Annotated in this window: 15 protein-coding genes and 1 pseudogene; 6 read left to right on the top strand and 10 right to left on the bottom strand. The window is 71.3% G+C overall.

The window, feature by feature from the left end:
• Nucleotides 1-65: 65 nt before the first annotated feature.
• On the top strand, nucleotides 66-1247 hold the full coding sequence (locus J2Z30_RS06690) for a serine hydrolase domain-containing protein (RefSeq protein WP_044579610.1): 1182 nt from the start codon (nucleotides 66-68) through the stop codon (nucleotides 1245-1247).
• A 68-nt stretch (nucleotides 1248-1315) separates the two neighbouring features.
• Here the strand turns inward: J2Z30_RS06690 and J2Z30_RS06685 are convergent, their stop codons facing one another.
• The 6 genes from J2Z30_RS06685 to J2Z30_RS06660 all read right to left on the bottom strand — a co-directional run bounded on the left by J2Z30_RS06685 (nucleotide 1316) and on the right by J2Z30_RS06660 (nucleotide 7984).
• Nucleotides 1316-3847 carry an ABC transporter permease gene (locus tag J2Z30_RS06685; protein ID WP_044579608.1) on the bottom strand — a complete coding sequence of 844 codons (2532 nt, stop codon included), beginning with the start codon at nucleotides 3845-3847 and terminating at the stop codon, nucleotides 1316-1318.
• Between the two features lie 78 nt (nucleotides 3848-3925).
• Nucleotides 3926-4690: an ABC transporter ATP-binding protein gene (locus J2Z30_RS06680; protein ID WP_044579606.1), complete on the bottom strand. Its 765-nt coding sequence runs from the start codon at nucleotides 4688-4690 to the stop codon at nucleotides 3926-3928.
• A 156-nt stretch (nucleotides 4691-4846) separates the two neighbouring features.
• On the bottom strand, nucleotides 4847-5497 hold the full coding sequence (locus J2Z30_RS06675; protein ID WP_044579604.1) for a response regulator: 651 nt from the start codon (nucleotides 5495-5497) through the stop codon (nucleotides 4847-4849).
• Nucleotides 5494-6789, bottom strand: coding sequence for a sensor histidine kinase (locus tag J2Z30_RS50795; RefSeq protein WP_209468586.1), 1296 nt, complete (start codon nucleotides 6787-6789; stop codon nucleotides 5494-5496). Before J2Z30_RS50795 ends, J2Z30_RS06675 begins: the two co-directional genes overlap by 4 nt.
• Nucleotides 6790-6807: 18 nt before the next feature.
• Entirely contained in the window at nucleotides 6808-7086 is a 279-nt protein-coding gene (locus J2Z30_RS06665) for a hypothetical protein (RefSeq protein WP_044579602.1), read from the bottom strand.
• Nucleotides 7087-7198: 112 nt separating this feature from the next.
• Nucleotides 7199-7984 carry a trypsin-like serine peptidase gene (locus J2Z30_RS06660; protein WP_209468585.1) on the bottom strand — a complete coding sequence of 262 codons (786 nt, stop codon included), beginning with the start codon at nucleotides 7982-7984 and terminating at the stop codon, nucleotides 7199-7201.
• Nucleotides 7985-8626: 642 nt separating this feature from the next.
• Between J2Z30_RS06660 and J2Z30_RS06655 the strand changes: the two genes are divergently transcribed.
• Nucleotides 8627-9940 (top strand): cytochrome P450, encoded by a 1314-nt coding sequence (locus tag J2Z30_RS06655; protein ID WP_078957106.1) that lies wholly within the window; start codon nucleotides 8627-8629, stop codon nucleotides 9938-9940.
• Between the two features lie 8 nt (nucleotides 9941-9948).
• Nucleotides 9949-10156 (top strand): annotated as a pseudogene (locus J2Z30_RS06650) (LLM class flavin-dependent oxidoreductase); the annotation flags it as partial.
• A 161-nt stretch (nucleotides 10157-10317) separates the two neighbouring features.
• Here the strand turns inward: J2Z30_RS06650 and J2Z30_RS06645 are convergent.
• From J2Z30_RS06645 to J2Z30_RS06635, 3 genes are read right to left on the bottom strand one after another with little or no spacing between them, the layout of a single operon-like run.
• Complete coding sequence (locus tag J2Z30_RS06645) at nucleotides 10318-10533, bottom strand: tautomerase family protein (RefSeq protein WP_020873857.1); 216 nt, start codon at nucleotides 10531-10533, stop codon at nucleotides 10318-10320.
• A gap of 58 nt (nucleotides 10534-10591) precedes the next feature.
• Nucleotides 10592-11500 (bottom strand): SDR family NAD(P)-dependent oxidoreductase, encoded by a 909-nt coding sequence (locus J2Z30_RS06640; protein ID WP_044579597.1) that lies wholly within the window; start codon nucleotides 11498-11500, stop codon nucleotides 10592-10594.
• A gap of 47 nt (nucleotides 11501-11547) precedes the next feature.
• A complete protein-coding gene (locus J2Z30_RS06635) occupies nucleotides 11548-12315 on the bottom strand; it encodes an SDR family oxidoreductase (RefSeq protein ID WP_044579596.1) in 768 nt (255 codons plus the stop codon).
• Nucleotides 12316-12513: 198 nt separating this feature from the next.
• On the opposite strand from J2Z30_RS06635, the gene J2Z30_RS06630 reads away from it, so the two are divergent.
• From J2Z30_RS06630 to J2Z30_RS06620, 3 genes are all read left to right on the top strand, one after another.
• Nucleotides 12514-13377, top strand: coding sequence for a helix-turn-helix transcriptional regulator (locus J2Z30_RS06630; protein WP_044579594.1), 864 nt, complete (start codon nucleotides 12514-12516; stop codon nucleotides 13375-13377).
• A 206-nt stretch (nucleotides 13378-13583) separates the two neighbouring features.
• A complete protein-coding gene (locus tag J2Z30_RS06625) occupies nucleotides 13584-14465 on the top strand; it encodes an aldo/keto reductase (RefSeq protein ID WP_044579592.1) in 882 nt (293 codons plus the stop codon).
• Between the two features lie 128 nt (nucleotides 14466-14593).
• Nucleotides 14594-15364, top strand: a complete 771-nt coding sequence (locus J2Z30_RS06620) for an SDR family NAD(P)-dependent oxidoreductase (RefSeq protein ID WP_044579591.1) — start codon at nucleotides 14594-14596, stop codon at nucleotides 15362-15364.
• A 49-nt stretch (nucleotides 15365-15413) separates the two neighbouring features.
• Here J2Z30_RS06620 and J2Z30_RS06615 read toward each other — a convergent pair whose 3' ends face one another.
• Nucleotides 15414-16970 (bottom strand): alpha-L-arabinofuranosidase B, encoded by a 1557-nt coding sequence (locus J2Z30_RS06615; RefSeq protein ID WP_044579589.1) that lies wholly within the window; start codon nucleotides 16968-16970, stop codon nucleotides 15414-15416.
• Between the last annotated feature and the right edge of the window lie 51 nt (nucleotides 16971-17021).

Raw genomic sequence — 17021 nt, 5'->3', positions numbered from 1 at the left:
CACCGGACCGCCGGTCACCAGGATGGAGCCACCGAGAACAACAGCTCATTCCACTGGAGTTGACCATGAAGAGCACCAGCCGCACCCTGCTGGCCGCGGCGCTCGTCCTGGGCGTCGTGGCGGGCCCGGCGGTGCCGCCGGCCCTCGCGGCCACCTCGTCGCCCGCGGACACCTCGCCCGCCACGGCCTCCGCACGATCCGGGATTCCCGAGCTGGAGGCCGCCATCGCGGATCTGCCGACGAGCGACGCCACGGCCGCGCTGGTACGGGTCGGGGGCACCGAGGGCGTCTGGAGAGGCAGTTCGGGCGTGCACGACCTGACGACCAACCGGCCGGCCGATCCGGCGGGCCGCTTCCGCGCCGGATCGGTGACCAAGGTCTTCACGGCCGCGGTCGCCCTCCAGCTGGCCGCCGAGGGCACGCTCGACCTGGACCGCACCGCTCGCTCGTATCTGCCGGAGCTGATCCCGGCGTCGTACGGGAAGGTCACCGTACGGCAGTTGCTCAATCACACGCACGGCATCCCGGCCGCCGATGTCCCCGGGGGCACGGTCGAGGAGTGGTACGCCGACCGCTTCCGGATCCATGACCCCGAGGAGATGGTCCGCTCGGCGACCGCGAAGAAGCGCGAGTTCGCGCCCGGCGAGAAGCAGCACTATCTGAACATCGGCTACACCATCGCCGCTCTGATCATCGAGCGGATCACGGGCGACACATACGAGGACCAGGTGACCCACCGGATCCTGAAGCCCCTGGGCCTGCGCGACACCTACCTCCCGGGGACGGATCCGCACATCGCCGGGGAGCACAACCACGGCTACCAGACGATGCGGCTGGCCGACGGCACGACCGGGCTGCGCGATGTGTCGGTGTGGGGGCCGACGGACGGCTGGGCGGCCGGGGACATCATCTCGACCACGGCGGACCTGGAGCGGTTCACCAAGGCCCTGTTCCAGGGGCGGGTGGTGCGCGGCCCGCTGCTGCGGGAGATGTTCACGCTGCCGAAGGTGGCGGACTTCTCCACCGGCGACCCGGCCGCGTACTCGGTCGGCCTCTCGATGAAGAAGCTGGGCGGCCGTGAGGTGTGGGGGAAGTCGGGCAGCCGCTGGGGCTACAACACCGGCATCGTCTCCACCCGCGACGGCTCGCGCACCCTCGTCTACAGCGTCAACTCCACCAACGCCAAGGGCCAGGAGATGAGCACGGTGGTGCGGAACATCATGGTGGCGGCCTACGGCAGCCCCTGAGCCGCGCCTCGCGGCGGCGCGTCGCCCCGCGCCCGCGCCGCCGCGAGCAGCTCCGGCCGCGACGCGCCTCAGTCCGCCTTGAGGGCCGTGAGGATGTTCAGCCGGGCCGCCCGGCGGGCGGGCCAGAGTCCGGCGACCACTCCGACGAGCGCGGCGCCCGCGAGTGCCACGGCGATACGGCCCCAGGGGATGACCATCTCGTACCCCTGGATGCTGCCGGACGCGAGCTTGCCCGCGGCCCAGCCGAGGAAGATGCCCGCGCCGATGCCCAGAAGGGCCCCGAACAGCGAGATGAGCACGGACTCCAGACGGATCATCCGCTTCGTCTGCTCGGGCTGGAGCCCCACCGCGCGCAGCATCCCGATCTCACGGGTGCGCTCGAACACCGACATCGCGAGGGTGTTGACGACTCCCAGGACCGCGATCACCACCGCCATGGCCAGCAGCCCGTAGAGCACGTTGAGAAGCAGTGTGATGGCCTCGCCACCGGCCGCATCGGCCAGGTCGTCGGTGTTCCGCACCTGGATAACCGGGTTCTGGTCGAGCGTGCGCTGGAGGGAACGCCGTGCCGTGTCGCCGTCACCGGCCTTGGTGCGCACCAGGACCGAGGCGTCCTCGATCTCCTTCAGATGGGGCTGCAGCGTGGCCAGCGGCATCATGGTGGACGGGAGGTATTCGTCGTCGTGGTAGACGCCGCCGATCTCCAGTGAGCCCCGGCTGCCGTCGTCGTAAACCACCGGAACCCGCTGTCCCGTGCTCCATCCGTGGATGTCGGCGATGGAGGTGTCGATCAGCAGGCTCTTGCCTCCGCCCGAGCCCAGGGCCGCGAACGAGCCCGAGACGAAGCTCGGGCCGAGGAGGTCGCCGATGGTCCGGGGGTTCACACCGGTCAGGGTCACCTCGTCGCCGCCGATCCGTACGGCGCCCTGGCGCCGCGGGCTGGAGGAGGTCACGGCCGAGGACTTCGCCAGGGTGTCGTGGACCGACGCGGGCAGGTGGCCGCTGTTCTTCGACGAGATCTCGAAGTCGGCCGTGACGGAGTTCTCGGCCCGCTCGTGCAGCGATGTCGTGGCGGACACCGCGACCACCGTGAGCCCGGTGACCAGGGACAGCCCGATCATCAGCGCCGAGGCCGTGGAGGCGGTGCGCCGGGGGTTGCGCCGGGCGTTGCGCGGCGCCAGCGTGCCCGGGACGCCGAAGCGGCGCAGCAGGGGTCCGGCCAGGTCGACGGCCGGGCCGGAGAGCGCCGGTGTCACCACGATGATGCCGATGAGCAGCAGGGCGGCCGGGAGGAGCACGATGGTCCTGCCCTGCTCGCCGCTGGACGCCGTGTACACCACGCCGAGCACACCGATCGCGATCAGGGCGACGCCGATCGCGTTGCGCCTCCGGAGGCCACGGACGGGCGGGGGTGTGTGGATCGCGGACATGGCGGCCACGGGAGGCACGGCGGCGGCGCGGCGGGCGGGCACATAGGCGGCGAGCATGGTGACGACGACGCCCACCAGGAACGAGATCAGTACGGTGCTGGGCGAGACGACCAACGGCCCGTCCGGCAGACCGGATCCGGTGGACGCGAACAGCTGCCTGATGCCCATGGCCACGCCGATGCCGAGGAGGAATCCCGCGGCGCCCGCGCACAGCCCCAGCATTCCGGCCTCGATGAGGACGGAGCGGGTCACCTGGCGGCGCTCGGCGCCGACGGCCCGCATCAGGGCCATCTCCCGCGAACGCTGGGTGACGAGCATGGTGAAGGTGTTGCCGATGACGAAGATGCCGACGAACAGGGCGATGGCCGCGAAGACGAGCAGCACCTGGCTGAGCCCCTTCGTCCCCTCGGCGGCCGCGGTCCGCTGCCGCTCGCGCAGCTGCGCCCCGGTGCTGATGTCGGAGTCCCCGGGCAGCAGATGGCGCGCTTCGGCCGCGAGCTTCGCCTCGGAGGTGCCGCGGCCGGCCTCGAGGGTGATTCCGTCGTACCGGCCGGGCTTCAGGAACAGCTTCTGCGCGGTGGCGTCGTCGAAGAGCGCCAGAGTGCCGCCGGAGCCGTGGGTGTCGTCGGTGCGGACGATCCCGACGAGTTTCTTGTGCAGCACCGGTCCGTCGACGGCCAGCCGGACGGTGTCGCCGACCCGGTAGCCGCCCGCGTCGGCGGTGGCGGTGTCCAGCAGCACCTCCTCGGGCCCGGTGGGGGCGCGCCCGGCGGTCAGCGGGTGGCGGGTGTCCTTGCCGTCGTCCTGGGGGAAGTAGTTGCCCCCCGCGGTGACATGGTCCTCGCCGAGCGGGTGGCCGTCCTTCGCGGCCACGGCGGCGGACCCCTCGACGGAGCCGGTGACGGACGCCACGCCGGGCAGCCGTCGCAGGCGCCGCAGTGTGTCCTCCGCCACCGTTCCGCGCTCGCCGGCCTTCTCGTCGTAGGGCGGTGTGGCCTGGACCGAGACATCGCGCAGGGTGGTGAGGAAGCGCTCCTTGTAGGCGTTTCCGACGGTGTCGGTGAAGACGAGGGTGCCCACGACGAACGCGACGCCGAGCAGGACGGCGAGCATGGTCATCAGCAGGCGGGCTTTGTGCGCGAGGACGTTGCGCAGGGCGGTACGGAACACGGGGCGGCCTTCCGGGAGGGTGCCGGGTGTGAGGTGCTCGGGGAGCGGGGCGGGCGTCGGGCGTACGGGGCGCGGGCGTCAGGCGTGCGCCGGGGTCAGGCGGCCCATGCGCTCCAGGACGGCCTCGGCCGTCGGCGCGTGGAGTTCGTCGACGACGCGGCCGTCGGCGAGGAACACCACGCGGTCCGCGTAGGAGGCGGCGACGGGGTCATGAGTGACCATCACGACCGTCTGGCCCAGCGCGCTCGCGGAACCGCGCAGGAACTCGAGGATCTCGCCGCCGCTGCGGGAGTCGAGGTTGCCGGTGGGCTCGTCGGCGAAGACGATGTCGGGCCGCCCGGCCAGCGCGCGGGCGACGGCGACGCGCTGCTGCTGGCCGCCGGAGAGCTGGGCGGGCCGGTGGCCGAGCCGGTCGGCCAGGCCGACGGTCCGGATGATGCTCTCCAGCCAGGCCCGCTCCGGTTTGCGGCCCGCGATGTCCATGGGGAGGGTGATGTTCTCCAGGGCGCTCAGGGTGGGCAGCAGGTTGAACGCCTGGAAGACGAAGCCGACGCGGTCGCGGCGCAGCCGGGTGAGCTGACGGTTGTTCAGGGAAGCGATCTCCGTGTCACCGAGGCGGACCGAGCCGAAGGACGGCGAGTCGAGCCCGGCCATGCAGTGCATCAGGGTGGACTTCCCGGAACCGGACGGACCCATGATCGCGGTGAACCGCCCCTTGCCGAAGCCGACCGTGACCGCGTCGAGGGCCACCACACGGGTGTCCCCCGTGCCGTACACCTTCGTCAGATCGGTGGCGTGGGCCGCGTAGGACTCCGGGGCGGAAGGGGGCTGGTGTGCGTGCATGCCGATCCTCGGTGATCGCTCGGTGGATGGCCCTCGTGGCGGAGGGCGTCGCCGCGGATGGCGACGCCCATCAGCCTCCCGCCCGGCCGCCCCCGCGCGGATCCCCCGACCATCCGGAGCCGCATCCCCCGATCGGGGGAGATCGCCGCGGGACCGCTACTCCGCACGCCCCGTGCGGAAGGCCCAGGTCGCGATCTCGACCCTGTTGCGCAGGCCCAGCTTCGCCTGGACCGAGCCCAGATGCGTCTTGACCGTGCTGGGCGCGATGTACAGCTCGGCGGCGATCTCCGGGTTGGTCAGTCCGCGGGCGATGCCCTGGATGACCTCCTCCTCGCGGTCGGTCAGCGGCTCGGCCGGCTCATGTGCGGCGCGCCGCCGGCTCTTGGTGAAGTGCTGGAGCAGCCGGAGGGTGATCTGCGGGGCGACCATGGCGTCTCCGCGGACGGCCGCCCGCACGGCCTCGGTCAGCAGTGCCGGACCGGCGTCCTTCAGGAGAAAACCGGACGCTCCGTTCGACAGCGCCGTGTACACATACTCATCGAGATCGAAGGTGGTGACCACGACCACCTTCGGGGCTCCGGGCCGACCGCCGCCGGCCAGCCGGCGGGTGACCTCCAGACCGTCGGGCGGCGGCATCCGGATGTCCACGAGGCACACATCCGGCTGGGTCTCGCGGGCCAGGGACAGGGCCGAGGCCCCGTCGGCGGCCTCGGCCACCACCTCCATGTCGGGCTCGGCCGACAGCACCATGCGGAACCCGGCCCGCACCAGATGCTGATCGTCCGCGACCAGGATGCGTATGGTCATGCCGTCCTGCCCTCCCGTAGCCGCAACCCGGTTCGTATGGCATGCCGCCCACGTGTTCGCGGGTTGCGCGCGGCCTCGTCGGGGCGCAGCGGTACGGAGGCGCGGACCCGCCATCCGCCTTCGGCGCGGTGGCCCGCCTCGAAGGCGCCGCCGAGCAGCTCGATCCGCTCCCGCATGCCCATGATGCCGAAGCCGCCGCCGAGCCGGCCGAGGCTGCCGCGGTGTCCGGACGGGGAGCCGTGTCCGTCGTCCTCCACGACCAGTTCGGCATGGTGTGCCGCCACCCGGGCGGACACATCCACCGACCGCACTCCGCGCGCATAGCGCTGGGCGTTGGTCAGGGCCTCCTGAAGGACCCGGCTCAGCCCTCCGGTGACCTCCGCCGGTACGTCCTCCGGCAGATCCCGCCCGAGGTCCAGCCGGACCGGCAGCCCCGTCCCCCGTGCCTCGTCCACGATGCGGGTCAGGACCTCGCCCAGGTTCTCCGGATGCCGCGGGGTCTCGTCACCGCGCATCGAGCCCACCAGGCGCCGCATCGATGTCAGCGCCTCGCCGCCCGCGTGCTCGACGGCCTCGAGCATCTCGTTCAGCGCCTGCGGGTCGGGGGTGCCCCGCCCGGTGACATGGCGCACGGCCTGCAGTTGCACCACGATGGCGGTCACCTGGTGGGCCACGGTGTCATGCAGGTCCCGGGCCAGCGCCAGCCGTTCCTCCTGCCGCACCAGCTGTCCGGTGCGCTCCTGCTGGACGTCGTAGAGCCGCAGCACCAGCCCGCAGACGAAGGCCAGCGCCAGCAACAGCGCGGTGTTGTCGGAGAAGTCACCGGGATCGGTGTCCCGCAGGAGCGGGATGGAGAACACGCTGACGCTCATCGCCGCCACGGACGCCAGGGCCCACCAGGGCGTGCAGCGGCGCACCGCCACGGCGAGGAGGAACAGCAACCCCATGAGTTCGGTGCCGCTGGACTCGCTGGTCACCATGTTCACCGGCATCAGGTGGTAGGCCACCGTGGCCGCGAAGGTTCCGGCACAGGCCACCAGAGCGGCCCGCGGAACCCATCGGACATCGCGCACGACGGCCAGCACGGCCATCGCCCCGGCCAGGACTCCGGAACCGATCGGGACCCAGTCCCCGGCGAACGCCTCCGTGTCGAAGTCCGGGTCGAGGACGAGCCGTTCCCGCACGTCCTGGTAGACGGAGAAGAGGAACCACAGCGCCAGCGCGGCGATCACGATCCGCCCCGGCCAACGTCGATAACCGGCGCGCCGGCCGGAGGACACAGCTATTCGCACCCGCGCCACATTACGCACCTACGGCGGCGATTGCCGCCCGCCTCCCGCGCCGGGCCCAGCGTCCGGGCCCGCGCCCCGGCTCTGGCCCGGGTCGGTGGGCATCGGCGCGGGCCGTGCGTCGCGCACCCGCTCCGGTGTCCAGTACGAGGGGTCCGGCGGATCCGCGCGATGGGTCCGTGGGGTGTCCGGGGCGGGGGGATCGCCGGTGTCGTCGCCCCGGGCGGTGACGGCGAGGACCGCGACGATGCCGGTTCCCACGGCCGCCGCGGTGATGAGCACTGCGGTGAGCGGGCGCATGACGTTCTCTCCCGATGGTGGGGGCTGACGTTCTCTCCCGATGGTGGGGCTACGGATGCCGGAGGCCGGGGCCCCTGAGTGCGGGGCCCCGGCCGACCGCCGTGTGTGGTGCTCAGCCGTTGGCGGTGTTGTCGTAGATCGTCTGGATCTTGTTGTCGAAGTAGGGGCTGTCGATGTAGGCGGGCGGATCGGTCCGGGTGCTGGTGACGCCGATCTCGGTCCCCAGGCCCGTGGTCTCGTTGTAGTCCCGGAGCCAGGGGCCGCCGCTCGCGCCCTCGACCATGGTGCACCCGTTCTGCACCCGGGAGCCGTCCTGCCACGTGGGGATGTTCTGGCACACATAGGGCACTTCGCCGTCGTAGCCGAAGGCGGCCGGATAGCCCCAGACGGTCACGGTGTTGGAGTACCCGTAGTTGTAGCCGAGCCCCATGCCGCCGACGGTGTTGACCAGCTTGCCGGCGCCGTTGTCCCACACGTTGACCACGCCGATGTCGTAGTTCAGATCGCTGTTGTTGATCCAGCCGTTGAACGCGGTCAGCGTCTTGGCGGACCAGGTTCCGTACGGCCGCGAGCCGTTGTAGTACGCGGGCACGAACACCCAGTTGGTGGCCCAGGTGCCACCGGCGCCACCGTGGACGCAGTGCCCCGCGGTGAACACCATGTTCTTCGTGGGATTGTTGACCGCCGCGGCGGAGCAGGCGTAGTCGCCACCGTTGGTCGGGTTGTGGAAGAAGACCTTGCCCTGCACGATCGAGGTGGCGATCCGCACCCCGCGGGCCTTCTTCGATGTGGCCTTCTGCGGTTTCGCGAGCTGAGCGGGTTCGGCCGCCGCGTCGATGGCCGCCTTCCGCGACGCCTTGGCGTCGGTGGGCGTGTCGGCCTCGACGGCTCTGCGCATACGCTGCGGGGTCCAGTATTTCTCGGCGGACTCCGCGGATGAGCGGGGCGCGGCACTCTTGTGCGTGGACACCGCGGTGTCCGCGCTGCGTATGACGGTGCTGTGCGAATCGGCGGACGCGGCCGCCGGAATCGTCAGGGCGAACGCGAAAACCGCTCCGCCGGCCGCTAAAACGACCTTGCGTATCTGCACCAGTCCCCCCAATTTTTGATCGGGACAGGGAGCGGATGCCCCCGGTGAAATCCCGGGCGCACCGTATCGCGTGATGAAGTGCGCACGCCAAGATCCCGCAGGTGGTCAGAACGCTATCCGGCCAGACATGGCGCCCCCGGCGCGGTACGGAAAATCACCTCGCGGCTGCTGGGCTGCCCTTTTCGATAGAAGCGGAATGGGTGGTTTGCCGCATTGAACGAGGAATTCCGACACGTCAACGCGCGTCAACGGCCACCCTCTCCCGCGCGGCGACGGCCACCCGATCCCCGACAGTGTCCGGAACCCGTAATCGCATTTCTCTCGTCGAATTCACGGAAGTATTCACGCATTCACGGCAGCCCCGCATTACGCGATGGGCCCGCCTGCCGCAGCGGATGCTGTTAGCCTCCCGGCATCCCCGTAGGCCCGCCGCTCCGAGGAAGACCATTGGTGACGAACCTCCAGGACGACCAGGACAGCCAGGACACACCGGCCCCGCAGCACGCGCCGGACGCGGTTGACGCACCTGACGCGCCGCCCCCGGGCTGCCCCGCCCACGCCGCGCGGCTGTACGGGCCGGATTTCCAGCGCCGCCCGGACGAGACCTACCGGCGGATACGGCAGGACAGCGGACCGGTCGCGCCGGTTCTCCTCGAAGGCGACATCGACGCCTGGTTCGTCCTCGGCTACCGCGAGACCCGTCAGGTGCTGTCCGACACCGAGACGTTCGGCCGGGACCCGCGCCGCTGGAACGGCTGGGACAACGTGCCGCCGGACTGGCCGCTGATGCCGTGGGTGGCGTACAGCCCGATGATGACCTTCACGGAGGGCGAGGAGCACCAGCGGCGCGCGACGGCGGCCGGCGAGGCCCTCGCCACGATCGATCCCTTCCTGCTGCGCGGCCACTGCGAGCGGTTCGCCGATCAGCTGATCGACAAGTTCGCCGCGAGCGGCAGGGCGGATCTGGTGTACGACTACATCTACTCGGTGCCCACCCTCGCCACGGCCGAGCTGTTCGGCCTGTCCGCGGACGAGGCCGGGCTGGAGGCCCTGGCGGCGGGGCTGACCGTGTCGTTCCTCGCCAACGAGGAGGCCATCGCCGGTCAGCAGCGGGTCGCCGCGTATGTGACGGAGCTGGTGCGGGCCAAGCGCGAGGAACCGGGCCCCGACCTCACCTCGCAGTTCATCCTGAACACCCCGGACCTCACCGAGGAGCAGCACATCGCGGACGTCATGGTGCTGATGGCGGCGGCGCTGCCGCTGACCTCGTACTGGATCGGCAACACCCTCCGGCTGATGCTCACCGACGAGCGCTTCGCCATGACCCTCTCGGGCAACCGCCGCAGCATCGGCGAGGCCATGAACGAGGTGCTGTGGGCGGACTCCCCGCTGCAGAACCTCATCGGGCGGTACGCCACCCGCGACACCGACCTCGGCGGCCGGCGCATCCACGCCGGCGACCTCGTCGTCCTCGGCCTGGCCGCCGCCAACGCCGATCCGCTGCTGTGGCCCGACACCCCCGTCGGCCACGCCGGGAACCACTCCCATGTCGCGTTCAGCGGCGGCGACTACGGCTGCCCGGCGGGCGGTCCCGAGACGGCCAGGATCATCGCGGAGACGGCGATCGAGGTACTGCTGGACCGGGTTCCGGACCTGACGCTGGCGGTCGCGCCCGACGAGCTGAGATGGGTGGACTCGCTCTGGTACCGCTGCCTGGATTCGCTGCCCGTCACGTTCAGCGCCGCCCCGGTCACGGCGAGCTAGCGCGCGACGACGTCTTCGCGACCGGCGAGCACCACAACCCACCGTTCGTGCCGTCCTCCCCCCACCACCATGCTCGGGTACGTCGCGGCGCGCACCGAGCGGCTGACCCTCTCGACCTCCACCACGCTGATCACCACCAACGACCCGGTGAGGATCGCCGAGGCGTTCGCCATGCTCCAGCACCTGGCGGACGGCCGGGTCGATCTGATGATGGGGCCCCGGCCCATGCCTCGCTCGTCGCCCAGCGCGACGCCGAGGCCGCCCGGGTCGGCGCCGGTCTCCAGGAAGTCCGGCCCGAGTGGCCCGGCGTCCCCCGGGGGAAATCCGGCGTCCCCCGGGGGAGGAGGGGACGCCGGGGCCCTGGGGGTCCGGTGGTGTCAGTTGCCGGGTGGTTGCTGGAGCATGGCGAGGGTCAGGACATTGCCGCCGATGCCCCAGCCGCCGTCGGTGACCTCCTCGACCAGGACCAGGGTGGTGGCGCGGGCGCGCTCACCGTAGATCTCGACGTACAGCTCGGTGGCACGGGTGACGATCTCCTCCTTCTGCTTCTCGTCGAGCGATCCGGCAGGGACCTTGAAGTTCGCGAAGGGCATGGTCGTTCTCTTTCGTACGTGGGATTTCGGTGTGTTCGAGGGTGCGATGCGGGTGTGATTACAGTGAGCTGCCCGTGGTGAGCAGATCGTCCAGCCCGGCCCGGCGGAAGAACTCGGCGCGGACGCGGTCGGCGACCGCGGAGACGACTTCGCTGCCGTCGCGGCTGGGGTCTACGTGGGTGCGCAGCGGGCGGGCACCGGCCGGCAGGGACACCAGGCGTACGACGGCGTCGGCGACGTGCGCGGCGTCCGCGTCCGGCGGGATCAGCGCGGCCAGCCGCTGGTCCAGATCGGCCAGCAGGGTGCCGTAGCGCTTGTCGTAGGCGGCGGTGCGGTCGGTGTCGGTGGGCGCGCCGGCGTGGCGGAAGTGGTTGGTGCCCGAGGTGAAGGCGCCGGGGACGACGATCGCGGTGTCGATGCCGAAGCGGACCACCTCGGCGGCGTAGCTGACGGCGAGGGCGTCCATGGCGGCCTTCGCGGCGAAGTAGGGCCCGATGAAGGGCGGGCAGCCACCGCGGGTGCTGGAGCTGCCGATCCACACCAGCAACCCCTCGCCCCGGGCCCGCAGATGCGGTAGCGCGGCGCGGTTGACGCGCTGGGTGCCCAGGACGTTGACGTCGTACAGATGGGCCAGTTGCTCGGGGGTGAAGGCCTCCGCCGGGCCGGTGGCCATGTGTCCGGCGTTGTGGACGATCACATCCAGCCGGTTCCGGTCGGCCAGGACGCGGGCGATGGCGGCGTCGGCGGAGTCCTGCGAGGTGACGTCGAGCTCCACGGCGCGCAGGTCGACGTCGTGGTCGGTGGCGTAGCGGGTCAGCTCGGCCACCGCGGGGGCGTTGCGGGCATCCGGCTGCCGGATCCCGGCGTAGACCGTGTGGCCTGCGTGGGCCAGGGCGCGTGCGGTCAGCGCCCCGAAGCCGCTGGAGGCCCCGGTGACCAGGATGGTCGTGGGTGTTTCGGAGGGCATGGCGTCCTTACGGGCGAGAGAAGGAGGAAGCGGTTGTGCGGCGGTGGTCAGACGATGCCGCCGTTGGCGCGGACGCGCTGACCGTTGACCCAGTGGCCGGCCGGGGAGGCGAGGAAGGCCACGACCTCGGCGATGTCGGCGGGGGTGCCCAGGCGCTCCAGCGGGGGCTGGGCCGCCATCCGGGCGATGGTCTCCTCGTCCTTGCCGTCGAGGAACAGGTCGGTGGCGGTGGGGCCGGGGGCCACGGTGTTGACGGTGACGTCCCGGCCGCGCAGCTCGCGCGCCAGGATCAAGGTGAGCGCCTCGACCGCTCCCTTGCTGGCGCTGTAGGCGCCGTAGGCGGGGAGGGCCAGGCCCACGATGGACGTGGAGAAGGTGATGAGCGCCCCGCCGCCGCGGATCCTGCGGGCGGCCTGCTGGGCGACGACGAAGGTGCCGCGGATGTTGGTGCGGTGCAGCGTGTCCAGCTCGGCGAGGTCCAGCTCGGCGATGGGGGCCAGATACATCCGGCCGGCCGCGTGGACGACGACGTCGACACCGCCGTACTCGGACTCCGCGGTGTCGAACAGCGCGGCCACCTGCTGTTCGTCGGCGACGTCGGCCTGGACGGCGACGGCCCGGCCACCGGCGGCGGTGATGTCCTTGGCGGCGGCCTCGGCCGGTTCGCGGTGGCCCGCGTAGCCGATCACGACGGCGTGTCCGTCGGCGGCCAGCCGCTTCACCGCCTCGTGGCCGATACCGCGGGACCCTCCGGTGACGATGGCGACGCGGGGCCGGTCGGTGGGGTGCTGGGGTGCGGTTTCCTGGGGTGACATGGAGACTCCTGGGGCATGTGCCGGCGGTTGGATGCCACGGCGTACGGGCCGTGGCCCCCGGGGCACCGGCGTCGTTGGCCGCCGTGCCCCTTCGGTGTTTCCAGCTTGGGCCGGGATCGCCGGGCCAGCCACGGCTCTCTCCACCCAGGGGTTGTCAGCCCCTGGCTCGGCTCACCGGCACAAGCGACCATGGGAGGCGTGAACCACTCCGAATTCGCCGCGTTCCTGAAGTCCCGGCGCGACCGCATCCGCCCGGCCGACGTCGGTCTGCCCGCCGGTCCGCGGCGCCGGGTGCCCGGCCTGCGGCGCGAGGAGGTCTCCCAGCTGGCCGGGCTGTCCGCGGACTACTACACCGAGCTGGAGCGCGGTCGCGGCGCCCAGCCCTCCGCCCAGGTGCTGACCGCGCTCGCCAGGGCGCTGCGGCTGAACGGCGACGAGCGTGACCATCTGTTCCACCTCGCCGACCGTCCCGTTCCCCCGGCGACGCACGGCCCGGCCGCGCAGGTCCAGCCGGCCCTGCTCGGCCTGCTGGACCGGCTCACCACCACCCCCGCCCAGGTCATCACCGATCTGCACCAGACGCTCGTGCAGAACGAGCTGGCCGCGGCGCTGATCGGCCGTCCCCCGGCGGTGCGCGGCCCCGCGGCGAGCCTCGTCTACCGCTGGTTCACCGATCCGGACGCCCGTGGGATCTACCCGCCCGAGGACCACTCCCACCACTCCCGGGTCTTCGTGGCAGACCTCCAGGCCGTCGCCGCCCGGCGCGGCGGCGACTCCGAGGTACGGCGGCTGGTGGCGGCGCTCCGCCGCCGCAGCGAGGAGTTCACCGCCCTCTGGGACACCCATGATGTGGCCCTCCGGCGGACCGACCACAAGCGCATCGTCCACCCCTCGCTGGGCGTCATCGAGCTGGACTGCCACTCCCTGTTCAGCGAGGACGGCCACCAGCGGCTGCTGTGGTTCAGCGCCCCGCCCGGCACCGAGGGCGCCGCTCAGCTGGAGCTTCTCTCGGTGATCGGCACGCAGGACATGACGGTCGGTGAGAACAGCTCGCCACCGTGATCCACCGCCCTACGAGGGTGGAGTGGCGGCCTCGGAGGCCGGGCACGGCTCCCTGATCGCGGCAACGTGGTGACGTTCGGGGTGCGGAGGGAGCGAGCGGCCCGTCTTTGGGAACCCCTGTCGCAGTACGAGCGGGCTCTGCCCGGTGCCGGGGCCACGGCATCGGCGGTGGGCCCGCCGGTCTCCGACTCACCCAAGGATCCCGTATGAATGGACCAGCCCCGCTTCTGACCCTGAACAACGGCGTGCGGATGCCCGCCCTCGGCCTCGGTGTCTACCAGAGCCCGCCCGACGAGACCGTCCCCGCGGTGACGACCGCGATCGAGGACGGCTACCGCCTGATCGACACCGCGGCCGCCTATGGCAATGAGAAGGAGGTCGGTGCGGGCATCGCCCGCTCGGGCATCGGCCGCGAGGACATCTTCGTCATCACCAAGCTGTGGCTGACCGACTACGGCTACGACTCCACCCTCCGGGCCTTCGACACCAGCCTCACCAAGCTGGGCCTGGACCACCTCGACCTGTATCTGCTGCACTGGCCGGTCCCGTCCGCGTACGACACCACGGTGGCCTCGTACAAGGCGGCCGAGAAGCTGCTGGCCGACGGCCGGGTGCGGGCCATCGGCGTATGCAACCACACCCCCGGACACCTGACCGACCTCATGGCGCGCACCGAGGTCGTGCCCGCCGTGAACCAGGTCGAGCTGCACCCGAACTTCAGCCAGCCCGAGCTGCGCGCGTTCGACGTCCGCCATGGCATCCTCACCCAGTCCTGGTCGCCCATCGGCGGGGTGAGCCGCTACGGGGGCGAAGGCGCGGACAAGGCCAGGGATCCGCTCCAGGAGCCCACCATCACCGGCCTCGCCGAGAAGTACGGCAAGAGCCCGGCCCAGATCATCCTGCGCTGGCAGGTCGAGCACGACCTGTGCGCCATCCCGAAGTCGGTCAAACCCCACCGCATCGCGGAGAACATCGGGATCTTCGACTTCTCCCTGACCCCCCATGAGGTGGCCGCCATCGACGCGCTCGACACCGGGGCGCGCGGCGGGCCCGACCCCGACCGGGTCGAGCTCGGCACATTCTCCTGAGACACCGGTGCGGGGTGGCCACCGGCCGCCCCGCACACGGTCGTCCGGGCAGGAGACTATCGAGCCTCATCGTGGAATGATGACGCGTGCTTTTGTCGGTTCCAGACCTCTGCCGGTGGGAGAGAGGCATGCGGGGACTTCAGGGCAAGAGGATCGTCATCGCGGGTGGCGCCACCGGTATCGGCGCCGCCACGGCCGAGCGGCTCGCCGGGGAAGGTGCCTCGGTCGTCGTCGGCGACATCGACCTCACGGGCGCGCAGGCCACCGCCCGGCGCGTCGCCGAGGCCGGCGGCACCGCGGTCGCCGTCCCGTTCGACCTCGCCGACGAGGAGTCGATCGGCGCGCTGATCGACCGGGCCGCCGCCGAACTCGGCGGGGTCGACGGGCTCTACAACGTCGGCGCCGACCTCTCGGACGAGCACCTGGGCCGGGACACCGATCTGCTGGAGATGGACCCGGCCGTGTGGCGGCGCACCCATGAGGTGAATCTGCTGGGCTACGCCCTCACCTGCCGGGCGGTCATCCCGCGGCTGCTGGCCCAGGGCGGCGGCGTGATCGTGAACACCTCCTCCGGCGCGGCCTGGGGAGGGGAGCCCCGGCGTCCCGCGTATGCCGCCTCCAAGGCCGGGATCAACGCGCTGACCCGCCATATCGCCTCCCGCTGGGGCAAGGAGGGCATCCGCTGCAACGCCGTGGCACCCGGGCTGGTCATGGGCGACACCCAGAAGCAGCGGGACGACCAGCGGCTGCAGGCCATGGCGCTGAAGATCGCCCGCAGTCCGCGGCTGGGCGAGCCCGCGGACGTGGCGGGCACCGTGGCGTTTCTCCTCTCGGACGACGCCGAGTGGGTCAACGGCCAGGTGTGGTCGGTCTGTGGCGGCATGAGCCTGCGCGACTGAGGACTCCCCCGGGACCGTCCTACGGCGGGCCAGGTCGCCCTGCGGCCTCCTATGGCGTCCAGGGCGCGGACACCCGCCAACTCACGTCATCGGCCCACGACGTGGCGCTGTCGAAGGGGTTGGACCCTCCGTTGGAGGCGATGTAGACCTTGTTCTCGTAGTGGCGGATGAACCGGTCGGGGTAGTTGTAGGACGCGAACGAGGTGCCCTGGCCGTTCTTGCCGGTCTGGGGGCAGAAGGTGGCGTCGGCCCGGAAGACTGCGGTGCCGTCCATCGGCTGCCGGAGCAGCTGGTAGTCGTAGTGGCGCAGGAAGTCGCCGGGGTAGTTGCGCGACTCGAACGAAACGCAGGAGGCGTTGGCGAGGCCACGGCGCACGATCCAGGACGCGTCGCCCTTGTCGAGTGCGGAGCTCCCGGAGGACACCACGGAGGTGACGGCGCTGTTGGCCTGGTGGCGGACATAGCGGTCGGTGTAGCCGGGGGTGGTGGCGCGCAGGGAGGTCGTGGAGCCCGCGTTGAGGGTGCCGCCCGCCACGGGGCTGGGCGCGCCGTAGCCCACGGAGACGACGTTGGCCTGCACCGCGTCGTCGGCCGCGTCGGTCGGCAGACCGCTGGTCATCACGCCCTCGAAGAATGAGCCGATGGACCCGTTGCTGTTGTCGCCGCCGGTGCCGAGGACGATGGAGCCCTCCTGGTGCATCGGTGAGTAGCCCGGCCTGGACGGCTCAGGACCCGCGTACTGGGTGGTGAGCCTGCCGGACTGGGCGTTGCCGTCCTTGAGGGCGAAGTAGTTCTGTCCGTTGTTCTTCAGCAGGGCGGTGACGAAGGGCGCGGAGTTACCGGTGTTCGAGGGGTTCTCGCTGTAGCCGCTGTCCGACTGGAACAGGCCGTTCTCCAGGTCCGCCTGCACCCAGGGCCCGGATCCGCTGCACGGCGGGAACCAGCACTCCGTGCCGAAGTTGATGGCGTCCATGTGGCCGTTGCCGGTGTCGGCGATCCGCACCTCGGCGTTGCCGTAGTCGAAGCAGCACAGGCCATTGACATGGGTGCCGGAGGTGACCATGTACATCCCCTCGGGCCGGCCGTCGACGGCGACACCGGAGGCCGCGGTGTGGCGGTAGCCCATGCGCCCGGAGAAGGACGCGCCGTAGACCTGGTGGCCGCCCGCGGTCACGGGTAACGCGTCGGCGGGCACACCGGAGTTGGCGGGGCCCGCGGTACCGGCCGGTTCGATGGGCATGTGATTGTGGCGCGGCGACTGGTCGTAGATGACGTTGATGACGCATGTGGTTCCGGCGCAGAAGGAGTCCTGCCGGGCGGCGTCGGCGTAGCCGCCCGCCGTCAGCGTTCCCACGTCGGTCACGGCGCTGTCGGATGCGCGTTTCAGCTGGTAGAGCGGGCCGTTGAAGGAGGCGTAGAGGGCCCGGGTGGTGCTGTGCGCGGCCACGCAGGGCGTACCGGCCGCGGCGTAGATGTCGCACGGCAGGGAGGCCGCGGCCTGGGACGTGCCTGAGCCACCGGCCAGGAGCCCGAGGACGAGGGTCGCTGTCGCACCCACCGACAGCAGCGCTCTTCTCACCCTCGTGAGACCCGAAAGAACCTTCATGGTGATGCCCTTCCTCGTGTGTGAATGTCAGGGCCATGTCATTGCTGGTTC

The organism is Streptomyces iranensis, from assembly GCF_017874715.1.
Taxonomy (GTDB): domain Bacteria; phylum Actinomycetota; class Actinomycetes; order Streptomycetales; family Streptomycetaceae; genus Streptomyces; species Streptomyces iranensis.
This window is presented reverse-complemented; position numbering and strand designations above follow the sequence as displayed.

Excerpts from the sequence above, each read along its gene's own strand:
- J2Z30_RS06660 (WP_209468585.1), bottom strand. The coding sequence starts at position 7,984 with ATGCGCAGAGCCGTCGAGGCCGACACGCCCACCGACGCCAAGGCGTCG.
- J2Z30_RS06635 (WP_044579596.1), bottom strand. The coding sequence starts at position 12,315 with ATGTCACCCCAGGAAACCGCACCCCAGCACCCCACCGACCGGCCCCGC.
- J2Z30_RS06640 (WP_044579597.1), bottom strand. The coding sequence starts at position 11,500 with ATGCCCTCCGAAACACCCACGACCATCCTGGTCACCGGGGCCTCCAGC.
- J2Z30_RS06625 (WP_044579592.1), top strand. The coding sequence starts at position 13,584 with ATGAATGGACCAGCCCCGCTTCTGACCCTGAACAACGGCGTGCGGATG.
- J2Z30_RS06645 (WP_020873857.1), bottom strand. The coding sequence starts at position 10,533 with ATGCCCTTCGCGAACTTCAAGGTCCCTGCCGGATCGCTCGACGAGAAG.
- J2Z30_RS06690 (WP_044579610.1), top strand. The coding sequence starts at position 66 with ATGAAGAGCACCAGCCGCACCCTGCTGGCCGCGGCGCTCGTCCTGGGC.
- J2Z30_RS06680 (WP_044579606.1), bottom strand. The coding sequence starts at position 4,690 with ATGCACGCACACCAGCCCCCTTCCGCCCCGGAGTCCTACGCGGCCCAC.
- J2Z30_RS06675 (WP_044579604.1), bottom strand. The coding sequence starts at position 5,497 with ATGACCATACGCATCCTGGTCGCGGACGATCAGCATCTGGTGCGGGCC.
- J2Z30_RS06665 (WP_044579602.1), bottom strand. The coding sequence starts at position 7,086 with ATGCGCCCGCTCACCGCAGTGCTCATCACCGCGGCGGCCGTGGGAACC.
- J2Z30_RS06615 (WP_044579589.1), bottom strand. The coding sequence starts at position 16,970 with ATGAAGGTTCTTTCGGGTCTCACGAGGGTGAGAAGAGCGCTGCTGTCG.
- J2Z30_RS06620 (WP_044579591.1), top strand. The coding sequence starts at position 14,594 with ATGCGGGGACTTCAGGGCAAGAGGATCGTCATCGCGGGTGGCGCCACC.